The sequence below is a fragment of the Hymenobacter glacieicola genome, from assembly GCF_014640315.1.
Taxonomy (GTDB): Bacteria; Bacteroidota; Bacteroidia; order Cytophagales; family Hymenobacteraceae; genus Hymenobacter; species Hymenobacter glacieicola.
In genome coordinates, this window is the sequence record NZ_BMGS01000005.1 from 305313 (window position 1) to 322301 (window position 16989).

The window sequence follows — 16989 nt, forward strand, 5'->3', positions numbered from 1 at the left end:
CATGCAGGATTTAGAAAAAGAGTTCAAGCCGACCTCGTGGTCGATTGACAATAAAACGAGTATTTATATTATTACCCTGCTGCTGTGCGTGGCGGGTATCTTTTCCTACATCAAGCTAGGTAAGGAGAAGTTTCCCGACATCGTGATTCCGCGCATTATCGTGGCCACGGTGTACCCGGGCACCTCGCCGACGGACATTGAAAACCTGGTGACGCGCCAGCTGGAAAAGGAAATCAAGTCGGTGAACGGGGTGAAGAAGATTTCTTCTACCTCCAACCAGGACTACTGCATCGTGGACGTGGAGTTTACCTCCGGCGTGGACGTGCAGTACGCCAAGCAGCTCATCAAGGACGCCGTAGACAAGGCCCAGAACGAGCTGCCCAACGACTTGCCCTCGCCGCCGACCGTGCAGGAAGTAAACCTGTCGGAGCTGCCGATTATGAACGTCAACCTGGCCGGCAATCTGCCCGTGAGCCAGTTGAAAAAGTACGCCGACGACTTCCAGGATAAGATTGAGGCCCTGCCCGAAATTACCCGCGTCGACATCATCGGGGCCCTGGACCAGCAGGTAAACGTGGACGTGGACCTGAACCGCCTGCGCGCTTCCCGCCTGAGCTTCTCGGATATTTCGGCCGCCATTGGCCGCGAGAACATTACCATTTCGGGCGGCTCCATTGACGTGGGCAGCCAGAAGCGGGCCGTGCGGGTGGCGGGCCAGTACGTGCGCGCCGCCGACATTGCCAACATTCAGGTGAAAAACCTGAACGGCGCGGCCGTGCGCCTCGGCGACATTGCTACCGTAACCGACGCCTTCAAAGACCGGGAGTCCTACGCCCGCCTTGATGGCAAAACGGCCGTAACCCTGAACGTAATCAAACGCCAGGGCGAAAACCTGATTGACGCCTCCGACAAGATCAAGCAGATCATTGACGAGTCGAAGCAAACCCTGCCCCGGGAGCTAACCATCACCGTAACCGGCGACACGTCCAACGATACCCGCGTTACCCTGCACGATTTGATTAACACCATCATCATCGGCTTTATCCTGGTAACGCTGATTCTGATGTTCTTCATGGGCACTACCAACGCCCTGTTCGTGGGACTCTCGGTGCCGATTTCCATGTTCCTGGCCTTCGTGCTCTTGCCCGGTTTCGGGTTTGCCCTGAACATGATTGTGCTTTTCGCCTTCCTGCTGGCCCTGGGTATTGTGGTCGATGACGCCATTGTGGTTATCGAAAACACCCACCGCCTCCTGCACGAGCACCCCAACCTGACGACGGCCCAGGCCGCCAAGTACGCCGCCGGCGAAGTATTTATTCCGGTACTGGCCGGTACGCTAACCACCGTGGCGCCCTTCGTGCCGCTCATGTTCTGGCCCGGAATAGTAGGTAGCTTCATGTTCTACCTGCCCGTTACCCTGATCCTGACGCTGATGTCGTCGTTGGTAGTGGCCTTTATCATGAACCCGGTGTTTGCCGTCTCGTTCATGGAGCGCGAAGACCACCACAGCGGCGAGAAGCCCCAGCTGACCAAAAACTTCCTCATAGCCATGGGCGTGCTCACGCTCATTGCCGTGATTGGCTACGCCTTCGGCTCGACCTTCGTCGGCAACCTGACGCTGTTCATCATCCTGTTCTGCTTCCTCGATAAGTTTGTCTTTTATAAGTGGATTGCCGGCTTCCAGACCAAGGTGCTACCCCGCTTCCAGAACGGCTACGCCCGCTTGGTAAACTGGGCAATCAGCCACCCGGCCCTGGTAATGATCAGCATGGTGGTGCTGTTCTTCGTGTCGATTTTTGCCGTGGCCGCCCGCAGCCCCAAAGTGGACTTCTTCCCCAAGGGCGACCCTAAATTCGTGTACACCTACCTCAAAATGCCGGTAGGCACGCGGGTTGACGTAACCGACTCAGTGGCCCGCGTGCTGGAAAAGCGCATCTATGGGGTAGTAGGCAACAAAAACCCCGACGTCGAATCGATTATCACCAACGTGGCCATCGGTGCCGGCGACCCCAGCGAGGCTTCGGCTTCCGGTACCTCGCAGTCGAACCTGGCGAAAGTGGCCGTGGCCTTCAAAGAGATGAGCGAGCGGACCGGTCCGGCTACCTCTACCTACATGGACAAAATCCGGGAGGTAGTGAAAGGTATTCCCGGCGCCGAAATCTCCGTCGATCAGGAGTCCAGCGGCCCGCCCACGGGTAAGCCCATTGCCATTGAAGTAGCCGGCGACGACTACCAGACCCTGGCCAAGCTCTCCAAGAAAGTCACCCGCTACATCGATTCACTCAAGATTGGTGGTATTGAGCAGCTGCGCTCCAACCTGGAGGACCGCAACCCGGAAATTGCTGTGAACATCGACCGGATCCGGGCCAACCGGGAAGGCATCAGCACCGCCCAGATTGGGGTGGAAGTGCGCACGGCCATCTACGGCGCTGAAGCCAGCAAATTCAAGACCCCCGACGATGAGTACCCGATTCAGGTGCGCTACGCCAAGCCCTACCGCGAGGACATCGACGCCATCCTGAATTCGCCCCTGACCTTCCGCGACGTTACCGGTGCCGTGCGTCAGGTTCCAATTTCCTCGGTGGCCGACGTGAACTACGGCACCACCTACGGCGGCATCAAGCGCAAGGACGTGAAGCGCGTGATTACCATTTCCTCTAACGTGCTCGGCGGCTTCACCGGCCCCGACGTGGTGCGCCAGATTGAAACGGCCCTGCAATCCTACCCCACGCCTCCCGGCTACACCATCAAGATGGGTGGGGCGCAGGAAGATCAGGAGGAAACCAGCTCCTTCCTGGGCGTGGCCGCCATTGGGGCCATTGCCCTCATCTTCCTGGTGCTGGTAATGCAGTTCAACTCGGTAAGCAAGCCCATCCTAATTCTGACGGAAATCATCTTCTCCGTGATTGGGGTAATGCTGGGCCTGGCCATCACGGGCATGAACATCAGCATTGTAATGACGGGGGTAGGCATCATTGCCTTGGCCGGTATTGTGGTGAAAAACGGTATTCTGCTGGTTGAATTCACCGACATTCTGCGCAGCCAGGGTATGCCCCTGCGCGAGGCCATTGTGCTGGCCGGCCGGACCCGCCTGAACCCGGTAATTCTGACGGCCACGGCCGCCACGCTGGGCCTGATTCCGCTGGCCATCGGCCTGAACATCGACTTCTACGAGCTGTTCAACTCCGGCCACGCCAACTTCTTTATCGGGGGCGAGTCGGTAACGTTCTGGGGGCCCCTGGCCTGGACCATCATCTTCGGGCTGGTTTTTGCTACGGGCATCACGCTGCTGGTAGTGCCCGTGATGTATCTGCTCACGGAAAGCCTGAAGCTGCGCCTCAACAAAACGCCCGAAACCCCTGCCTCCGACGAGGAGGTAGCGGCTGCCCGCCCTCCGGTGCTGGCCGAGTACTAGGGTAGCGGGCTGGCACCAGCCCCGGTCCGGATTATTGTGCCGTTGCACCCAACGCGCAGTTCTGGGCCGGGGCCGATGACCAGCCGCTCGCTAGCCATATTCCCTGATTTTTCTGGTGGTGCTTGCAACCATTCAGCAGGGCTCCGGCCTCCTTCGCCCAAACGGGCGGGGAGCGGCCGGCCTCCCCCCAAGCGCTGTTTGCAAGACCCATTTTACCCTGTCGTTTCCCCCGTATGTTCACCTCAACGACTACCGCCCCCAAGTCCATTCAGCAGCAAGTACTGCGCATTATCAGCAAGCGGAAGGCCATTAAGGCCCGTCGCCTGCGTATCGGTAGCAGCCTCAGCCAGGAACTGGGCTTCGATACCGTCGACGTTGTCGATATTATCCTGGAGCTAGAGCGTAACTTCCACATCACCATTCCCGATGAAGTGCCCCTGGCTACCGTTGGGGATTTCGTGGATTATGTAGCCTCGCACGCCAAGGCAGCCTAGCTTTGGCAATACCAAGCCGGAATACCAGTGTCAGTTAGCTGGCCTGCGCCTGTGATTATGCCACGAACCTAACAGGATTTCGTAAGCGCAGAAAAGCCCTAGCGGGGCGGCAGCTCTCAGGAGTTGCCGCCCCGCTAGGGCTTTTCTGTGGTGCCGGTTGAAACCGTTACCGAACGTTTCCGCCCGGGTCGCCGCCACTGGCGCGGCCGGAGCTGGCGCTCAGGTGAGGCTCCCGGCTGCTATCGGTGGTGTTGGCGGCCGTATCGGCGTGGGGAGTAACGTTGGTTGCCGGGGTAGCGTCGGTGATGCTGGCCGGCGCGGGCTTGCTGCTGTCGGGTGAGCTAATACCGGAATCGGTGTTGGCGGACGAGGTAGTGCCAATTGGAGGGGCTTCTACCGGCGGCATCGAAGGCGAGGCCGCTACTTTGTCCTCAACAATTACGGCGTCAGAAACCAAGGAAGGGCGGGTTCTTTCCCACTCCAGAAACTTGTCCATTTCTTCCTTAATGGTAGTGCTGAACCAAGCTACCAAAGCCACGTCATCCAGCAGGCCCAGTACCGGAATGAAGTCTGGGATGACATCAATGGGGCTTAGAAAGTAAATGGTAACTGCTACGGCCGCTATTACGGTAGTAGTAGGCAGGCCCGTGTACTCTCCCGAAACCGAGGTGCGAATCAGGCGGAACAGGGTTTGGAGCGTATCCCAGGCCTCATGGGCTATAGAGCCCACGTCGTTCTTTTCGCTGGCTTTCTGGTAGGCGTCATTCAGCAGCTGCTTCATGCGCGTAGGCTTCTTGATGTACTCTTCAGCCTTGCCAACGAATTTTTTGAAGAGGGGCGAAGAGGCAATATTTTCGCCGTTAGGGGTTTGCTTGTCCATAGAGCGTAAGGAGAGAAGAAGAGTGGGAAAGGAGCAGCGGGTTGGTGCCCTAGCGGTGTGCTATACTCCGTTGATGTAAAATGGTTTTGGGCCGGAAGAGCGGGCAAAAACAAAAACGCCCCACTCAACAGAATGGGGCGTCGGAAAAGCCAAGTACGAAGGACGCTTAGTGCTCTACGCGGCCAGCGGCGTAAAAATTGCGGCTGTAGTAGGCCTGGTTCAGGGAGCTTACCATCACGCCGCCGTTGGTAGCGGAGTGCACAAACTTGCCATCTTTCAGGTAAATGCCCACGTGGTAAATCGGCTGGCCGGGGCCCCGACGAAAGAATACCAGGTCGCCGGTTTGCATCTCGTCTTTCTGCACGTGCTTCACGCTGCTGAACATGGAGCGGGAGCTGCGCTGCAGGGTAATGCCGTAGGCTTCTTTGAAGACGCGAGTGACAAAGCCCGAGCAGTCGGTGCCGCTTTTGCTGTTGCTGCCGTAGCGGTAAGGAGTACCCAACCAGGATACTACCGTTTCCAGCAACGATTGATCGGCCGTATAGGTGGCCTCAATGCCTAGCTGGTGAGCTGCTTTGTTGTAGGCAACGGAATCGGAGGCAGTGAGCAGGCGGGGCTCCTCCGAGCCGGAGAGTAGAGTGCTGATAAAGGAAGCTTCCTGGGGGGCTGGCACTGCTGAGGCAGCAGAGCGGGCAGTGGAGCTGTCGAAGAAAAAAGAGAGGACCATCGAGGCCGCGGCGAGGCAATACAGAATGCTGTTTTTCATTGTCCGTCGGGAGGTGGTAAGGGCGCTGTCGGGGTCAGCCGAGCAGCGTAAGCGTGCTTCTTTTTTTCGATAAGCAACCGGGAAAACCGGCAAGCAAAAGGGAGACGAAAAGGGACTTTTTAGTCGCCGAAACCAGCGCCTGGTTCGACGGCTATTGGTTAAAGCTAGGCCCAAAAATTCTGAACTACCAAGTTTGCCCCCCGAATTAGGGTAAAAATCTTCTTATAGCACAGCGTGTTCTAGAAAAAATCATGTTGAATTTACCAACCGCTTCGGAATAGTCTCCGTATAATCCGGCCGCCTTTTTCCTGCCTATGAAGCTCCCCCGTATTGTCGAGAATTCACCCCTCGCACGCCTGGCCCGCTTGAAGCTCGGAGCCCCTAACGTGGCCATGGTGCTGGGCGCTAGTATTCACCTGAGCGGGGTTAGTCGTGAACAGTTCCTGCGCGACCCTTTTTGGGTGGCCCACGAGATGGAGCATATCCAACAGTTTCAGCAGTACGGGCGGCTCGGCTTCCTGGCGCGCTACCTCCGCGACTGGGTGCGCTACGGCTACTACAACATTCCCTTCGAGGTAGCCGCCCGCGAAGCCGCCGAGCTGAAAGCCCACCTGTACGCCCAAGGCCTACCCCTACCCGGAGAAGCTGAACGCCATTCTACCCCCAAGGCGAAACGGTGAGTAGGTGATTTAGTGATTCAGTAAGGACAGTAACGCTAACACCGCCGGTCATCCGGAGCGGGAGCGAAGGACCTTATCAGGCTAAAACGAGTCGTCGTTACGACGTCGTGCTACTGCGATAAGGCTCTTCGCTGGGCTCGGGATGACTGGCAGTTTACGGGTGCTTTCTAATCAGCCGACCAATTAGCTTATCGTCTGAATCACCGTTTCTACAGCGCGGCCAGGCGGCCACCGTCGGCTACCAAGGTGGTGCCGTTGATAAAGCTGGCTTCGGGGGAGGCGATAAAGCAGATGGCGGCGGCCAGTTCTTCCGGAGTGCCTACCTGGCCGGTAATTTTCTCCTTGCCACTCTTAACGTTCGGGTTTTCCCGGAGCATGGGCGTATCCACGGCGCCGGGGGCTACGGCATTAATGCGGGCCTGGGTGTGCGAAATTTCCTGGCTGAGGCCGCGCACGAAAGCTTCGATGGCACCTTTGCTGGTAGCGTAGGGCACTACGTTGGCCGTGGTCTGCTGGGCATGCACGGAGCTAACGGCCACAATGGCCCCGTACTTCATGTGGGGCAAGCAAAGCTGAGTTAGTCGGAACAGGGGCCGTAGGTTTACTTGCATGAGCTGGTCCCAGGCCTTAGGGGCGAGCTTCAGGATGGGCTCAAACGTCATCATTCCGGCATCGTTAATCAGCACATCAATCCGGCCCCACTCCTTGACCGTGCGCTCCACAGCGTGCACCAGGTGGCCGTCTTTGCCGACGTCGGTGCGGATAAACAAGGCCACCCCTCCACTCTGCTGAATAAGCTGTACGGTCTGCTGTCCTTCTTTCGCATCGCGCCCGAGCACAGCCACGCGGCCCCCCTCCCGGCCCAGCCGAACGGCCACGGCCTGCCCAATGCCGGAGGTAGCGCCCGTCACCAAGCAAACCTTATCCTGAAAGCGGCGGGCGGGGTCGGTAAGGGGCGAAAAGGGCATGTGACGGGCGGTTAAACGTGAGTAGGTGAGCTAACGACCAGGTAGGGAAAACGCTGTTGTTACTAGCATCGGGTCCGGAAGGTTATGCCTGGCCCTGAGCAGGATAATTTTTAGCGGTGGCTATAACCTTCCGCTGGCTTTTCACGAATAGGGGAGGGAACTGACCTCCGGTCTGGTTCAGGTTAGATTCATCCCAACCCTTTCCACTATGAGCACGCAAAAGTCCAACCAGCCCGGCGCTCCCGCCCATAAGCACGTAACCTTTACGCCCGCCAGCGAAACCTCGCAGGAGGCTTCCAATTCGGCCGAAGGCGCAGATAGCTCCGCTTCCTCCGCCTACAACGAGCCCAGCAAGGCTAGCTCCGCCAAAGGCCAGTCTTCGGCCTCGGGCCAGTCGGGTCAGCAGCAGTCGTGGCTGGATCAGCAGCAGTGGCTGAAGAACATCGATGTAAATCAGATCAAGGACTTCGGCACGAAAGCCCTGGACCAAGTAAATAAGCTGACGCCCCGCCAGAAAGTAATGGGTGGTGCCCTGTTGGTAGGCGGCCTGAGCTGGCTGGCCCTGCGCTCGAAGAGCAGCAGCAGCGCCAAAGGCGAAACCTACCGCTCGTACCGCGGCTCTTCCGATAAGTCGAACAAGTCGAACGCCTCGTCCTCGAAGTGGGATAGCGCTAACGATTCCGTGTACCGCGGCGCTACCCGTAGCTACGGCGAAGACGACTACGCTTCCGATTTGTAAGCAACCGCCTGGTTAGCTATGGCTGACAACTAGATAAGAACCCGGCCCGTGAGACTTTTCTCACGGGCCGGGTTTTTTCGAATAGGGTACCAACTGCATGAACAGCCAGCTCGACGTAGCAACTGCCCGCAGCTTCCGCGTATCAGGCGTAGGCTGCCAATTGGCTACGAACAGCAAGGCCAACTATTTCGCTGCAAAAACCGATGAGCTTATCACCGTTAGCTGAACTTACGGCCGTGCTAGCTGCCGAAACTCCCCCGGCCGAAGCCTTGCAACGAGCCCTCGACCTGATTGGACCCCACCTACGTGCCGACCGTTGTTTTCTTTACGTCCGCGACCCGGCCCAGGCCCGCGGCCGCATTGCGCTGGTTTGGCGGCTGGATGAGGCCGTGCCCGACCCGCGCCACGACTGGCAAAACGATACGGGCGAGCTGCCGGAGCAGGACCCCTTGTTCCGGGCGGCCCTGGCCGCCCGTCCTTCGGTTTATGTAGACGATGTGCAGGAAGCGGGCCCCAAGGTGCTTAACCAGGAGTTTGAGCGCCGCACCTTCGGGCACCGGGCCCTAGTACACGCCCACATTACCGATAACAGTCAGCTCTGGGGGATTCTGCAACCCTGCGTGTTTGGGCACCCCCGCCACTGGACTGCCGCCGAACGGGACTACGTGGAGGCTGCCGTTCCTCTGCTACTACCCGTTGTAAAAGAGTACATGCACGGCCTGGGCAAGATTTGAAAGCTGCGCTTTTGGCGTAGTTACCAAGCAAAACAAGCGTAAATGCAGAAGGTCCGCCTACTCCTCGCGTGGTGCGAGAGAATGGGCGGACCTTCTAAACTGCTGAGCCTCTTATTGGACTCGAACCAACGACCTGCTCATTACGAATGAGCTGCTCTACCAACTGAGCTAAAGAGGCATTTCCGAGGCGGCGTATCCGTCAGGGGCAGCAAAGATAGAAAGCCCAGCGAACAACGCGCAAGCACTTGTCGTAAATTTTTACAACCCCACCACCTACTAGCCGCTGGCTGCTCTACCGTATGAAGTCCACTTCCCCTTCTTTTCTGCAGGCCGTAGGCAGTGGCCTGGCTGGCGCCCTGGTCTTGAACATCGTGCACGAGTCGGTGCGGCAGCTGCGCCCCGTGGACGCCCCGCGCATGGACATTCTGGGCGAGCGGGGCTTGCGCAAGCTGTTGTGTAAAGCCAATGCCCCGCAGCCCGACGAGAATACCGCCTACGGACTTACGCTGCTAGGTGATATTGCCAGCAACGGACTGTATTACAGCCTGGTAGGTACGGGCCGGGGCGTGTGGTGGCGTGGCGTGGCGTTGGGCCTGGCCGCTGGGGTAGGGGGCGTGGTGCTACCCGGGCCCCTGGGCCTCGGCGACGGTCCGAGCAACCGCACCCCGCAAACCAAAGCCATGACCGTGGCTTGGTACCTGCTGGGCGGACTGGTAGCAGCCGGAACTTCGGCGTGGTGGAGCCAGGCAAAAGCCGAGCGGGACTAGCAAGAAAGCCGGGCGCGGCAGCCAGGATTCCCGGCTTTCCGGCATCTTTGCGTTGCTATGATGAAACAACTGCGCAAGCTACTGGTCCGCACGCTGGGTTTTGAGCGTTACATTCGGCTGGTTAGCCGCGTGTACTTGCGCCTGGTGGAAGCGGGCTGGGGCCGGCAGAAATACCCGGAGCTGTTCTTTTTGGAGCAGCTAGTGAAGCCCGGCTTTGTGTGTATCGACATTGGGGCCAACCTGGGCTACTACTCCGTGGCCCTCTCCCGGCTGGTGGGGCCGCAGGGGCAGGTGCTGGCTGTGGAGCCCATTCCCGATTTTCAGGCCATCTGGCAGGATAATGTGCGCCTGAGCGGCTACCAGAACCTGACGCTGCTACCTTACGCTTTGGGTGGCGAACAGAAAACGGTGCAAATGGGCACCCCGGAGCGCGACGGCCTCTTGCATCATGGCATGACGAAAGTGGCCGCCAGCAACCCCCAGGAACACTACGCGCGCACCTATGAGGTACCTATGCGCGTGCCCGATGAGCTGTTCCGGAACCTGCCCCGCCTTGATTTCGTGAAGTGCGACGTAGAAGGCTTCGAGTACGAAGTGTTCCGCCACATGCAGGGCACCCTGCGCCGCTTTCAGCCCCTTATCCAAACCGAGCTGAATGGGCTGGAAAACCGGCGCGCGGTAGCTAACCTGCTAGCCGGACTGGGCTATAAACCATTTATCTTGTCCGAGCGTTTTGAGCTTGTTCCGTGCACCGAAGCGCAGCTAAGCAGCGCCGTCACGGCTGATTTCTACTTTCAACCCGTTTCCCCAGCTCCCGCCCCGGAACTTCGCTAATGGTAAAATTCCTGCTCGTTCTGCTGATTCTTTGGCTTATCATGCGCTTTGTTATGCCGCTGGTGCTCCGGTTGGTAGTCGGCAAGGTGGTTAAAAAGCAAGCCCAACGCTTTGGGCAGCAATTTGGCGGTGCCCCTTTCGAAGCGCCCCGCCCCGAGCCCCGGCCTACCCGCCCCGACTCCGGCCAAGTGCACGTCGACTACGTGCCACCCCGCCAGAAACCGCAGAAGCCCAAAGAGTTTAAAGGCGGCGACTACGTGGATTTCGAGGACGTTAAATGAGTATTCTACCAAAAGAAAGGGAGTGAAGCAGTTGAGCTTCACTCCCTTTCTTTTGGGTTAAAACCCGATTCCTATCCGTACGCCCGTCCCGGCCCGCTGCCCAGATTGCAGGCTGGTGTAGAAGTCGGCGCGCAGGATCTTAAATACGTGCTCCACGCCTACGCCCAGCTCCAGGTAGTGGTTGGCGGTAGGCGTAGTGAGGTAGTTAAGCGAGGCCACCTCTTGCCAGTGCAGCCGCCGGAGCAACGGAATTTTGTTGAGCAGGAAGCCATTGAAGTGGTGGTTGTAGTGGGCTTCCAAAAACTTGTCGGCGGTGCTGAAGCGGTAGTAATCCAGCAGCTGGAACTTGGCGAAGTCTTCGGTGAGGTAGGTGCGGTTGCCGCTGAAGTGGCGAAAGTCCATGAACGCCAGCCGGGGGGAGCCCGGGAAAAAGCCCGTCGCTACCCGGTAGTTGCTGGTGCCCAGCAACCCCAGGCTAACGGAATGACGCACGCCGGCTTCCAGCAGGGTGTAGCGCACATCAGAGCCCAGAATACCACTGATGCCCTGCCGCCAGGTTAAGGAAAAAGTAGGGTATTTGGAGCCGAGGTTGAACTTGCCGTCGGGGCGGGTGATGTAGCGCTGGCCGGGTCGGAAGGAAGCCGTAATTTCGGTGGTAAGCGCCTGACTGCGGCCGAAACGGGTGCCATCGGGCCGCTCCGCATTCACGGGTTCGTTCGGGGTGAAGGTGCGGTCCTCGTGGTCAGTCAGCAGCTTGAAGGTGGTGTTCTGCAGCTCGCGACGGGTAAAATAGCCGGCCGTCGTCTGCACGGTCAGGCCATTAAAGGGTTCCCACTGGTAGCCCAGTTGCAGCCCGTCGCGGCGGTAGAGCTTGGCGTAGTTGCGGTTTTGCAGCAGCGTATAATACGTGTTGATAAAGGGCGTGAGCTGGCTGCTGGGGTCAAAATTCTCAATGGTACGGCCCGCCACCAGGCTTACGCGGGCGAGCTTTACGGCGTCAAGCTGCCAGGAAGCTGCCACGCTGGGGCTCAGCAGCTCGTTGCTAAAGCCGTAGCGCAAAGATGGCGTCACGGACCAGGTTCGGCGGTCGTCGGTGCGCTGGGTATAGGTAGCCTGGGGATTAATTACCAGGCCTTCTACCGTATTGTAGTTTACAATGTTGAACACCGGCGCCACGTACCACTGGCGCTTGCGGAAGCTGTTGCTGTACACGTAGCCAGTTAGCAGAAACTTGCTCGGGCTAAGCTCGTTGCGCTTGCGGTCCAGGGAGTCCTGGTAGGGGCGGGAGTTGCGGATAACCTCGGTGCTGTCCTTTACCTGGTAGTCTTTCTGCTCTTCTTCCGTGAGCGGCACGGGCCGAATGGAAGCCCAGTAGCTGGTGTCCCGCTCATTCACGCCTTTTTCCACCAGCATCACCTCCCCGCGCTTTAGCTGGCCCAGGGCCAGGCTGCTCGTGTCGCGGGTACTGGCTACCTGCCGGCTCTGGCGGCGCATGGTGCGGTTAAGGCCGTCGAGCTTGGGTTTCTGCTTTTTCACCTGGGCCACTGTTTCGCGGGTTACCGCCGGGGCCTCGTCGGGCGCATCGGGTGCATCGGGGGCGGGCACTGGGGTAGTAGGAGCGGGCCGATTAGGGAACGTGGGCGTGACCTTGTAGTTGGAGAGGATGGCCGTGATGTAGCCGTTACCCTTGAAGCCAAAGGCCGTGAAGCCTACCGTCACCTTTTGCGACTGCATCACCCACACATCCGACGGGCCGGGGGCGGGCGCGAAAATCTGCTCAATGTGCAAGTTGTCTACGTAATCGAGCTGGGCGTCCTTGCTCAGGTCCAGGGCCACGGAATGCAGCCGCCAGGTGCCATCCACAATGTAGATGTGGCCCGCAAATACGGGGTCGGTGCGGCGGCGCGGCGTTACTTTGATTTTGTGAATCAGCAGTGCGCCCTGGCGGGTGCTACCCTCCAGCTCGTAGCGGTAAAACAGCGGGGCGTTGGCGGCAATGGGCGAGACGAAGCCCCGCTCCGAAAAGCCGCTTTTCAAGACGTTCTGGTAGAAATTCAAGCCCCGGCCAGCGCTGGCTCGGTTAAAGCTGATGCCCTTGGTGTCGCCGCTGACCCGGGAGGAAATCATGCGCTCCTGCACCACATTGGGCTGGCGGAAGCTCATTTCCGATACCGTTTCGGAGAGGTAGAAAATGCCGGGTTTGATATCAGGGCCTACTTTCACCAAGCCCAGAATTTTGCCCGGTACATCGGTAAAGCGGCCCAGGGTTTTGATGTAGGTGCGAGCCTTGAAGGCCGCTACCTCGCGCTGGTGGTAGCGCCGCCACTGCATAGCCTGCTGCACAATGGTATACGCCGGGTCCTTGTCGGTGGAGCGCACAATGACTTCGCGCAGCTGGTAGTTTTCCGGACTGAGCGTAATGTTGAGCACCGTGGCCGTGTCGCCGCCGGCCACGCGCACGGTTTCGAGCCGGGGCTTAAAGCCCACGTACTGAAACACCAGTTCGTAGCGGCCGGCGGGCAGGCGCAGCTGGTAATTGCCCTGCTCGTTGGAGGCAGTGCTAGTGGTGCTGGCGCGCACGGCCACGTTGGCAAAAGCTAGGCCTTCTCCCTTTGCGTCAGTAATACGGCCCCGGACGATGCCGGCAGTGGCGGGGGCAACGCCGCTTAGCAGCAGAAGTAAAATCAGGAAGTAGCGGGGCATCAGCGGAAAAATCACAAGTGGTATCAAGATAGAGGAAATAGCGCCGGCAATGGTTGGCTGAGGCCGAAAATTGATATTCTGCTACCTTGCCCGGTGCACCACAAGCGGCCGCACCTCCCCACCTACGCTAAGCCAACTGAGTACACCTGGGTTGCCTAAACTTCCTTGCTCATGCTTTCCTGCGGAATCAAGGAAGGCTGGGTCGTGTTGGGTTGTTTACCGCCTTTCTGCCGCGCTACGCAGCATTTCATTTCCTATGATAAATCAGCCCAAGAAGAAATTCTATACCCCCGCCGAGGCCCTGCAAAAAATTGCCGCCTTTTGCACCTACCAGGAGCGCACGTTCAAGGAAACCGAAAGCAAGCTGCGCGAATACGGCCTGGACGAGGAGGAGGCCGGAGAAATCATGATCCGGCTGAGCCGGGAAAACCTGCTGGACGAGGAGCGCTACGCCAAAAGCTTCGTGCGGGGCCACGTACGCCAGAAAAAGTGGGGCCGCCGCCGGATTCAGCAGGAGCTTAAACAAAAGGGACTGTCGGAGTACTGCATCAAGGCCGGCATGAAGGAAATCGACGGCGACGAGTACTACCAAAACCTAGTGGATGTACTGGAGAAAAAGGACCGCCAGGAAAAGGAAAGCCACCCGGGCAAGCGCCGCCAGAAAATCCAGCTCTACCTCATGGGCAAAGGCTACGAGCAGGACCTGATTAAAATGGCGTTGGATGACCTCGGCAAAACGCCCGAAGAAGAGGAGTAAGCCAGCCTGGTGGTTGCCAGTAGAACCAGGAAGCCGGGGCCCACAAGTGGTGCTCCGGCTTCCTGGTTTTGGAACGGTAAAAGTGTTTACCGGCGGGCGGGCAGGAGCGGATTTTCCAGCCGCGGCACCAGCACCACCCGGCGGCCCGTCATCGTCTCGAGCATGGGCCGCAGCACTTGCTCAGCATTCTGCGTAGTCTGGGCCAGAATCCCAGATTGCAGGGCGGCGGTGCGTACGTTGGCTTCGGCGTACTTGTAGCCAGCATCCACTAGTTCCGCGTCCTGAAAAAAGCCGTTTTCCACGCTGTACACCTTGCTTTTGCTGTGGTCGACCTGCCAAGTGCACAATTCCGGCGCCGGCAACGCTAGGCGAAGCACCGAGTCGCCTTCCAGCACGACGTCCTGGGGCCGCACTTTGCGCAAATCGAGGCAGCCTACGGCATTGCCGGCCACAATGAGGGCTACTTTGGCGTCGGGCAGAAAGCGGTAGGTGCTCTTCCTGTACTCTACTACATCTTTGAACTGGTAGCGTACCAACTCCAGCCGGCCCAGGTTTTCTACCTTCTGCAGCACGGTGTTATGCGTCACGGTGATGCGCGGGGCGGGGTTGAGCGGGTTGTCGAAAGCAGACAACACCGGGCGAACTTTCAACCAAAGAAACCAGCCCAGACCCAGCAGAAAAGCCAGGGGTAGTAAGCGGCGTAGCAAACGCGGTAAAGGCATACAGAAGCGGAGCAGTAGTGGCCCCGTATACGTAAGCCACCGGCGGGAGGGCGGCCCCGGCGCGCAGTTCCGGCCTGGCCGCCTAGCTTTGGGGTGTATACTCTTCCGTTAATGGCCGCTGCCTCTGGTTTTCTAGCTTCCCGCGTTCGTGTGCTGGCTTTGCGCGGCCTGCATCGGCTGGCCCGTTACCATGTGCCCATGCTGGTGCTAGGCTGGCTGGGAGTTCAGGTAGTAAGCTGGCACGTAAACCACAGCCCCCACTCTTACGGCGACAGTGTCCACTACCTCGATTACGCCCACCAGATAGCCGAACAGGGCAACTTTGTGAAGGTGCACTACACCCGCTACATTGGCTACCCGTTGTTTCTGAGTGCCTTTCTGAAGTTGGGACTGGGGCGCGCAGCCATGGCCTTGGGGCAATATGCGGTGGCAGGAGTGGCCACCGTGGCCTTCTACCGGGCTGTGCGGCGCCTGGGCCGTGGGACCTGGGAGCCTGCCTTTCTGGCCACGCTACTCTATATCGGGTGGTCGGATATTCAACGATTTAACGCCTTTCTGCTGACGGAATCGTTGTTTACCAGCCTGCTGTTGCTGTCTTTTTGGGCGGTAGGACGGGTGCGCACGGTTGGCAGCGGGGCCCTGGCCTTAGTGGTGCTGGTGGCTACTGTAAGCGTGCGGCCCAACGGGTTTGTGGCCCTGGTGGCAGCAGCCCTGGCGCTGGTAGTTCTGATTCAGCAGCAGGGCCCGCGCTGGCTCAAGTGGCTGACGCTCGGAGCGGCGTTGCTGCTGCTACCCGTGGCCTGGACGGCCCTCAACCAGCTGCTGCTCACGTTTAAACTGATCAAGACTTACCAAGAAGGCATGATCATTTTCATGTACGATGGCATCCTGATGCACCCGTCCGGGCCGCTGGACCTGCCCGCGCCGGATGCTACGCCGGTGGGGCGGCTGGCGTATTTTATCCTGCACAATCCGCGCTACTTCGGGCAGTTAGCCATCTGGAAGCTGGCCTTCTTCATGGGCTTTCCCAAGCCGTATTTTTCTGCCTTACATATTCTCTGGCAGCTTACCCTGTTGCCGATGCTTTACTGGCTAGCCATGCGCGGGCTGGCGTACCGCTTTGTGGCGCGAGCCATGCGGGTGTTCTTGGCGGCCGGATTTGTAGTGCAGGCCGGCATCATCACGCTCACCGTTGAGGATTACGACATTCGGTTTTCTGGTCCCGTGCTGCCTTACGTCTTTGCCCTGGCTGCGCTGGGGGCGCTACCCTTATGGCGACGGGCGCAGCAGTGGCTGGAGAAAACCAGCGGCTTGATGCTTGGTGTCAGGCAGACAGGAAGTAACTAAAAGCTTAGGTCGGATTATCGCCAAACCCCGCCCAGGCCTGCAAACCGCCAGTATGAATGGCCACTACCGTACTGCCCCGCCGGAAATAGCCCCGGTTCAGCAAATCCAGAACGCCCACCAACATTTTGCTGGTGTAAATCGGGTCGAGCAGAACGCCGTGGCGGTGCTGAAACTCTTGAATGAAACTGCGCAATTCCGGGCTCAGACGGGCGTACCCGCCGCCGTGGTACTGCGTGAGCAACGTCCAGTTAGCATAGCTGAGCCCGCTTGCCTGCCGGGTTAGCGCATCAACGTCGGCCCGCAGGAAATCGGCCCCCTTGAGCGCCGCGAAACCTAAGGCCTCGCGCTGTCCGGCCAGGCCCGTTAGCAGGCCAGCCAGGGTGCCGCCGGTGCCGCAGGCTACGCACAGCGCGTCAAACGCAGTGAGGGCCGCAAGCTCCGGCACTAACTCGGCGCAGCCCGGTAGGGCCAGGAGGTTGGAGCCGCCTTCGGGCAGCACGTAGGCCGGACCCGTCTTCTGGAGCAAGGCAGCCTCAACCTCGGGTTCTTGCTTACGGCGGTAGGTAGCGCGGTCCAGAAAATGCAGCTCCATGCCATCGGCCCGGGCCTGGGCCAGGGTAGGATTCAGTGGCCGGCTACTCAACTCCTCGCCCCGCACAACGCCAATAGTGCGTAGCCCCGTCAGGCGGCCCGCCGCAGCGACGGCTGCCAGGTGGTTGGAGTACGCGCCCCCGAACGTGAGTAGGGTATCATGCCCCAGCCGCCGCGCTTCCAGCAGGTTATACTTCAGCTTACGCCATTTATTACCGGGCAGCTCCGGATGGTTCAGATCCTCGCGCAGCAAGAGCAGCTGGACCCCCGCGCGTTCGGCGGCCGGCTCACGTAGCGGCTGAAGAAGCATG

15 protein-coding genes, 1 tRNA gene and 1 pseudogene are annotated in these 16989 nt (G+C 59.2%); 10 read left to right on the forward strand and 7 right to left on the reverse strand.

The window, feature by feature from the left end; translation table 11 throughout:
• Window position 1: 1 nt before the first annotated feature.
• Window positions 2–3415, forward strand: coding sequence for an efflux RND transporter permease subunit (locus IEW18_RS11300; RefSeq protein ID WP_188557955.1), 3414 nt, complete (start codon window positions 2–4; stop codon window positions 3413–3415).
• A 233-nt stretch (window positions 3416–3648) separates the two neighbouring features.
• Window positions 3649–3909: an acyl carrier protein gene (locus tag IEW18_RS11305; protein ID WP_188557956.1), complete on the forward strand. Its 261-nt coding sequence runs from the start codon at window positions 3649–3651 to the stop codon at window positions 3907–3909.
• A 526-nt stretch (window positions 3910–4435) separates the two neighbouring features.
• On the opposite strand, the pseudogene IEW18_RS21870 reads toward IEW18_RS11305, so the two are convergent.
• Both IEW18_RS21870 and IEW18_RS11315 read right to left on the reverse strand, forming a co-directional pair.
• Window positions 4436–4789 (reverse strand): annotated as a pseudogene (locus tag IEW18_RS21870) (YkvA family protein); the annotation flags it as partial.
• A gap of 166 nt (window positions 4790–4955) precedes the next feature.
• On the reverse strand, window positions 4956–5555 hold the full coding sequence (locus IEW18_RS11315) for a C40 family peptidase (RefSeq protein ID WP_188557957.1): 600 nt from the start codon (window positions 5553–5555) through the stop codon (window positions 4956–4958).
• Window positions 5556–5869: 314 nt separating this feature from the next.
• On the opposite strand from IEW18_RS11315, the gene IEW18_RS11320 reads away from it, so the two are divergent.
• The gene (locus IEW18_RS11320) at window positions 5870–6235 is read left to right on the forward strand and encodes a hypothetical protein (RefSeq protein ID WP_188557958.1); all 366 of its coding nucleotides are present in this window, start codon (window positions 5870–5872) and stop codon (window positions 6233–6235) included.
• 209 nt (window positions 6236–6444) lie between these two features.
• On the opposite strand, the gene IEW18_RS11325 is transcribed toward IEW18_RS11320, so the two are convergent.
• Window positions 6445–7203 carry an SDR family NAD(P)-dependent oxidoreductase gene (locus IEW18_RS11325; RefSeq protein WP_188557959.1) on the reverse strand — a complete coding sequence of 253 codons (759 nt, stop codon included), beginning with the start codon at window positions 7201–7203 and terminating at the stop codon, window positions 6445–6447.
• Window positions 7204–7411: 208 nt separating this feature from the next.
• Here IEW18_RS11325 and IEW18_RS11330 point away from each other — a divergent pair, with 208 nt between their 5' ends.
• Both IEW18_RS11330 and IEW18_RS11335 read left to right on the forward strand, forming a co-directional pair.
• Window positions 7412–7942, forward strand: a complete 531-nt coding sequence (locus IEW18_RS11330; protein WP_188557960.1) for a hypothetical protein — start codon at window positions 7412–7414, stop codon at window positions 7940–7942.
• Window positions 7943–8178: 236 nt separating this feature from the next.
• Complete coding sequence (locus tag IEW18_RS11335) at window positions 8179–8676, forward strand: GAF domain-containing protein (protein ID WP_229728706.1); 498 nt, start codon at window positions 8179–8181, stop codon at window positions 8674–8676.
• A gap of 105 nt (window positions 8677–8781) precedes the next feature.
• Here IEW18_RS11335 and IEW18_RS11340 read toward each other — a convergent pair.
• A tRNA-Thr gene (locus tag IEW18_RS11340) sits at window positions 8782–8854 on the reverse strand.
• A gap of 121 nt (window positions 8855–8975) precedes the next feature.
• Here IEW18_RS11340 and IEW18_RS11345 point away from each other — a divergent pair.
• The 3 genes from IEW18_RS11345 to IEW18_RS11355 are packed head-to-tail and all read left to right on the forward strand — an operon-like array spanning window position 8976 to window position 10558.
• Entirely contained in the window at window positions 8976–9443 is a 468-nt protein-coding gene (locus IEW18_RS11345; protein WP_188557962.1) for a hypothetical protein, read from the forward strand.
• A 57-nt stretch (window positions 9444–9500) separates the two neighbouring features.
• On the forward strand, window positions 9501–10277 hold the full coding sequence (locus tag IEW18_RS11350; protein WP_188557963.1) for an FkbM family methyltransferase: 777 nt from the start codon (window positions 9501–9503) through the stop codon (window positions 10275–10277).
• A complete protein-coding gene (locus IEW18_RS11355; RefSeq protein WP_262891892.1) occupies window positions 10277–10558 on the forward strand; it encodes a DUF4834 family protein in 282 nt (93 codons plus the stop codon). Before IEW18_RS11350 ends, IEW18_RS11355 begins: the two co-directional genes overlap by 1 nt.
• A 57-nt stretch (window positions 10559–10615) precedes the next feature.
• Here IEW18_RS11355 and IEW18_RS11360 read toward each other — a convergent pair whose 3' ends face one another.
• Window positions 10616–13276: a DUF5686 and carboxypeptidase regulatory-like domain-containing protein gene (locus IEW18_RS11360; protein WP_188557965.1), complete on the reverse strand. Its 2661-nt coding sequence runs from the start codon at window positions 13274–13276 to the stop codon at window positions 10616–10618.
• A 241-nt stretch (window positions 13277–13517) separates the two neighbouring features.
• Between IEW18_RS11360 and IEW18_RS11365 the strand changes: the two genes are divergently transcribed.
• Window positions 13518–14018, forward strand: a complete 501-nt coding sequence (locus IEW18_RS11365; protein ID WP_188557966.1) for a regulatory protein RecX — start codon at window positions 13518–13520, stop codon at window positions 14016–14018.
• Between the two features lie 86 nt (window positions 14019–14104).
• Here the strand turns inward: IEW18_RS11365 and IEW18_RS11370 are convergent, their stop codons facing one another.
• Entirely contained in the window at window positions 14105–14740 is a 636-nt protein-coding gene (locus IEW18_RS11370) for a DUF4230 domain-containing protein (RefSeq protein ID WP_188557967.1), read from the reverse strand.
• Window positions 14741–14851: 111 nt separating this feature from the next.
• Here IEW18_RS11370 and IEW18_RS11375 point away from each other — a divergent pair, with 111 nt between their 5' ends.
• The gene (locus IEW18_RS11375; RefSeq protein WP_188557968.1) at window positions 14852–16087 is read left to right on the forward strand and encodes a hypothetical protein; all 1236 of its coding nucleotides are present in this window, start codon (window positions 14852–14854) and stop codon (window positions 16085–16087) included.
• A gap of 4 nt (window positions 16088–16091) precedes the next feature.
• Here IEW18_RS11375 and IEW18_RS11380 read toward each other — a convergent pair whose 3' ends face one another.
• A complete protein-coding gene (locus IEW18_RS11380; protein ID WP_229728707.1) occupies window positions 16092–16988 on the reverse strand; it encodes a 1-aminocyclopropane-1-carboxylate deaminase/D-cysteine desulfhydrase in 897 nt (298 codons plus the stop codon).
• Between the last annotated feature and the right edge of the window lies 1 nt (window position 16989).

Bases quoted from the DNA above. Each gene is read 5' to 3' on its own strand.
- IEW18_RS11370 (WP_188557967.1), bottom strand. From the start codon at position 14,740: ATGCCTTTACCGCGTTTGCTACGCCGCTTACTACCCCTGGCTTTTCTG.
- IEW18_RS11325 (WP_188557959.1), bottom strand. From the start codon at position 7,203: ATGCCCTTTTCGCCCCTTACCGACCCCGCCCGCCGCTTTCAGGATAAG.
- IEW18_RS11375 (WP_188557968.1), top strand. From the start codon at position 14,852: ATGGCCGCTGCCTCTGGTTTTCTAGCTTCCCGCGTTCGTGTGCTGGCT.
- IEW18_RS11305 (WP_188557956.1), top strand. From the start codon at position 3,649: ATGTTCACCTCAACGACTACCGCCCCCAAGTCCATTCAGCAGCAAGTA.
- IEW18_RS11365 (WP_188557966.1), top strand. From the start codon at position 13,518: ATGATAAATCAGCCCAAGAAGAAATTCTATACCCCCGCCGAGGCCCTG.
- IEW18_RS11350 (WP_188557963.1), top strand. From the start codon at position 9,501: ATGATGAAACAACTGCGCAAGCTACTGGTCCGCACGCTGGGTTTTGAG.
- IEW18_RS11345 (WP_188557962.1), top strand. From the start codon at position 8,976: ATGAAGTCCACTTCCCCTTCTTTTCTGCAGGCCGTAGGCAGTGGCCTG.
- IEW18_RS11320 (WP_188557958.1), top strand. From the start codon at position 5,870: ATGAAGCTCCCCCGTATTGTCGAGAATTCACCCCTCGCACGCCTGGCC.
- IEW18_RS11330 (WP_188557960.1), top strand. From the start codon at position 7,412: ATGAGCACGCAAAAGTCCAACCAGCCCGGCGCTCCCGCCCATAAGCAC.
- IEW18_RS11300 (WP_188557955.1), top strand. From the start codon at position 2: ATGCAGGATTTAGAAAAAGAGTTCAAGCCGACCTCGTGGTCGATTGAC.
- IEW18_RS11355 (WP_262891892.1), top strand. From the start codon at position 10,277: ATGGTAAAATTCCTGCTCGTTCTGCTGATTCTTTGGCTTATCATGCGC.
- IEW18_RS11315 (WP_188557957.1), bottom strand. From the start codon at position 5,555: ATGAAAAACAGCATTCTGTATTGCCTCGCCGCGGCCTCGATGGTCCTC.
- IEW18_RS11380 (WP_229728707.1), bottom strand. From the start codon at position 16,988: ATGCTTCTTCAGCCGCTACGTGAGCCGGCCGCCGAACGCGCGGGGGTC.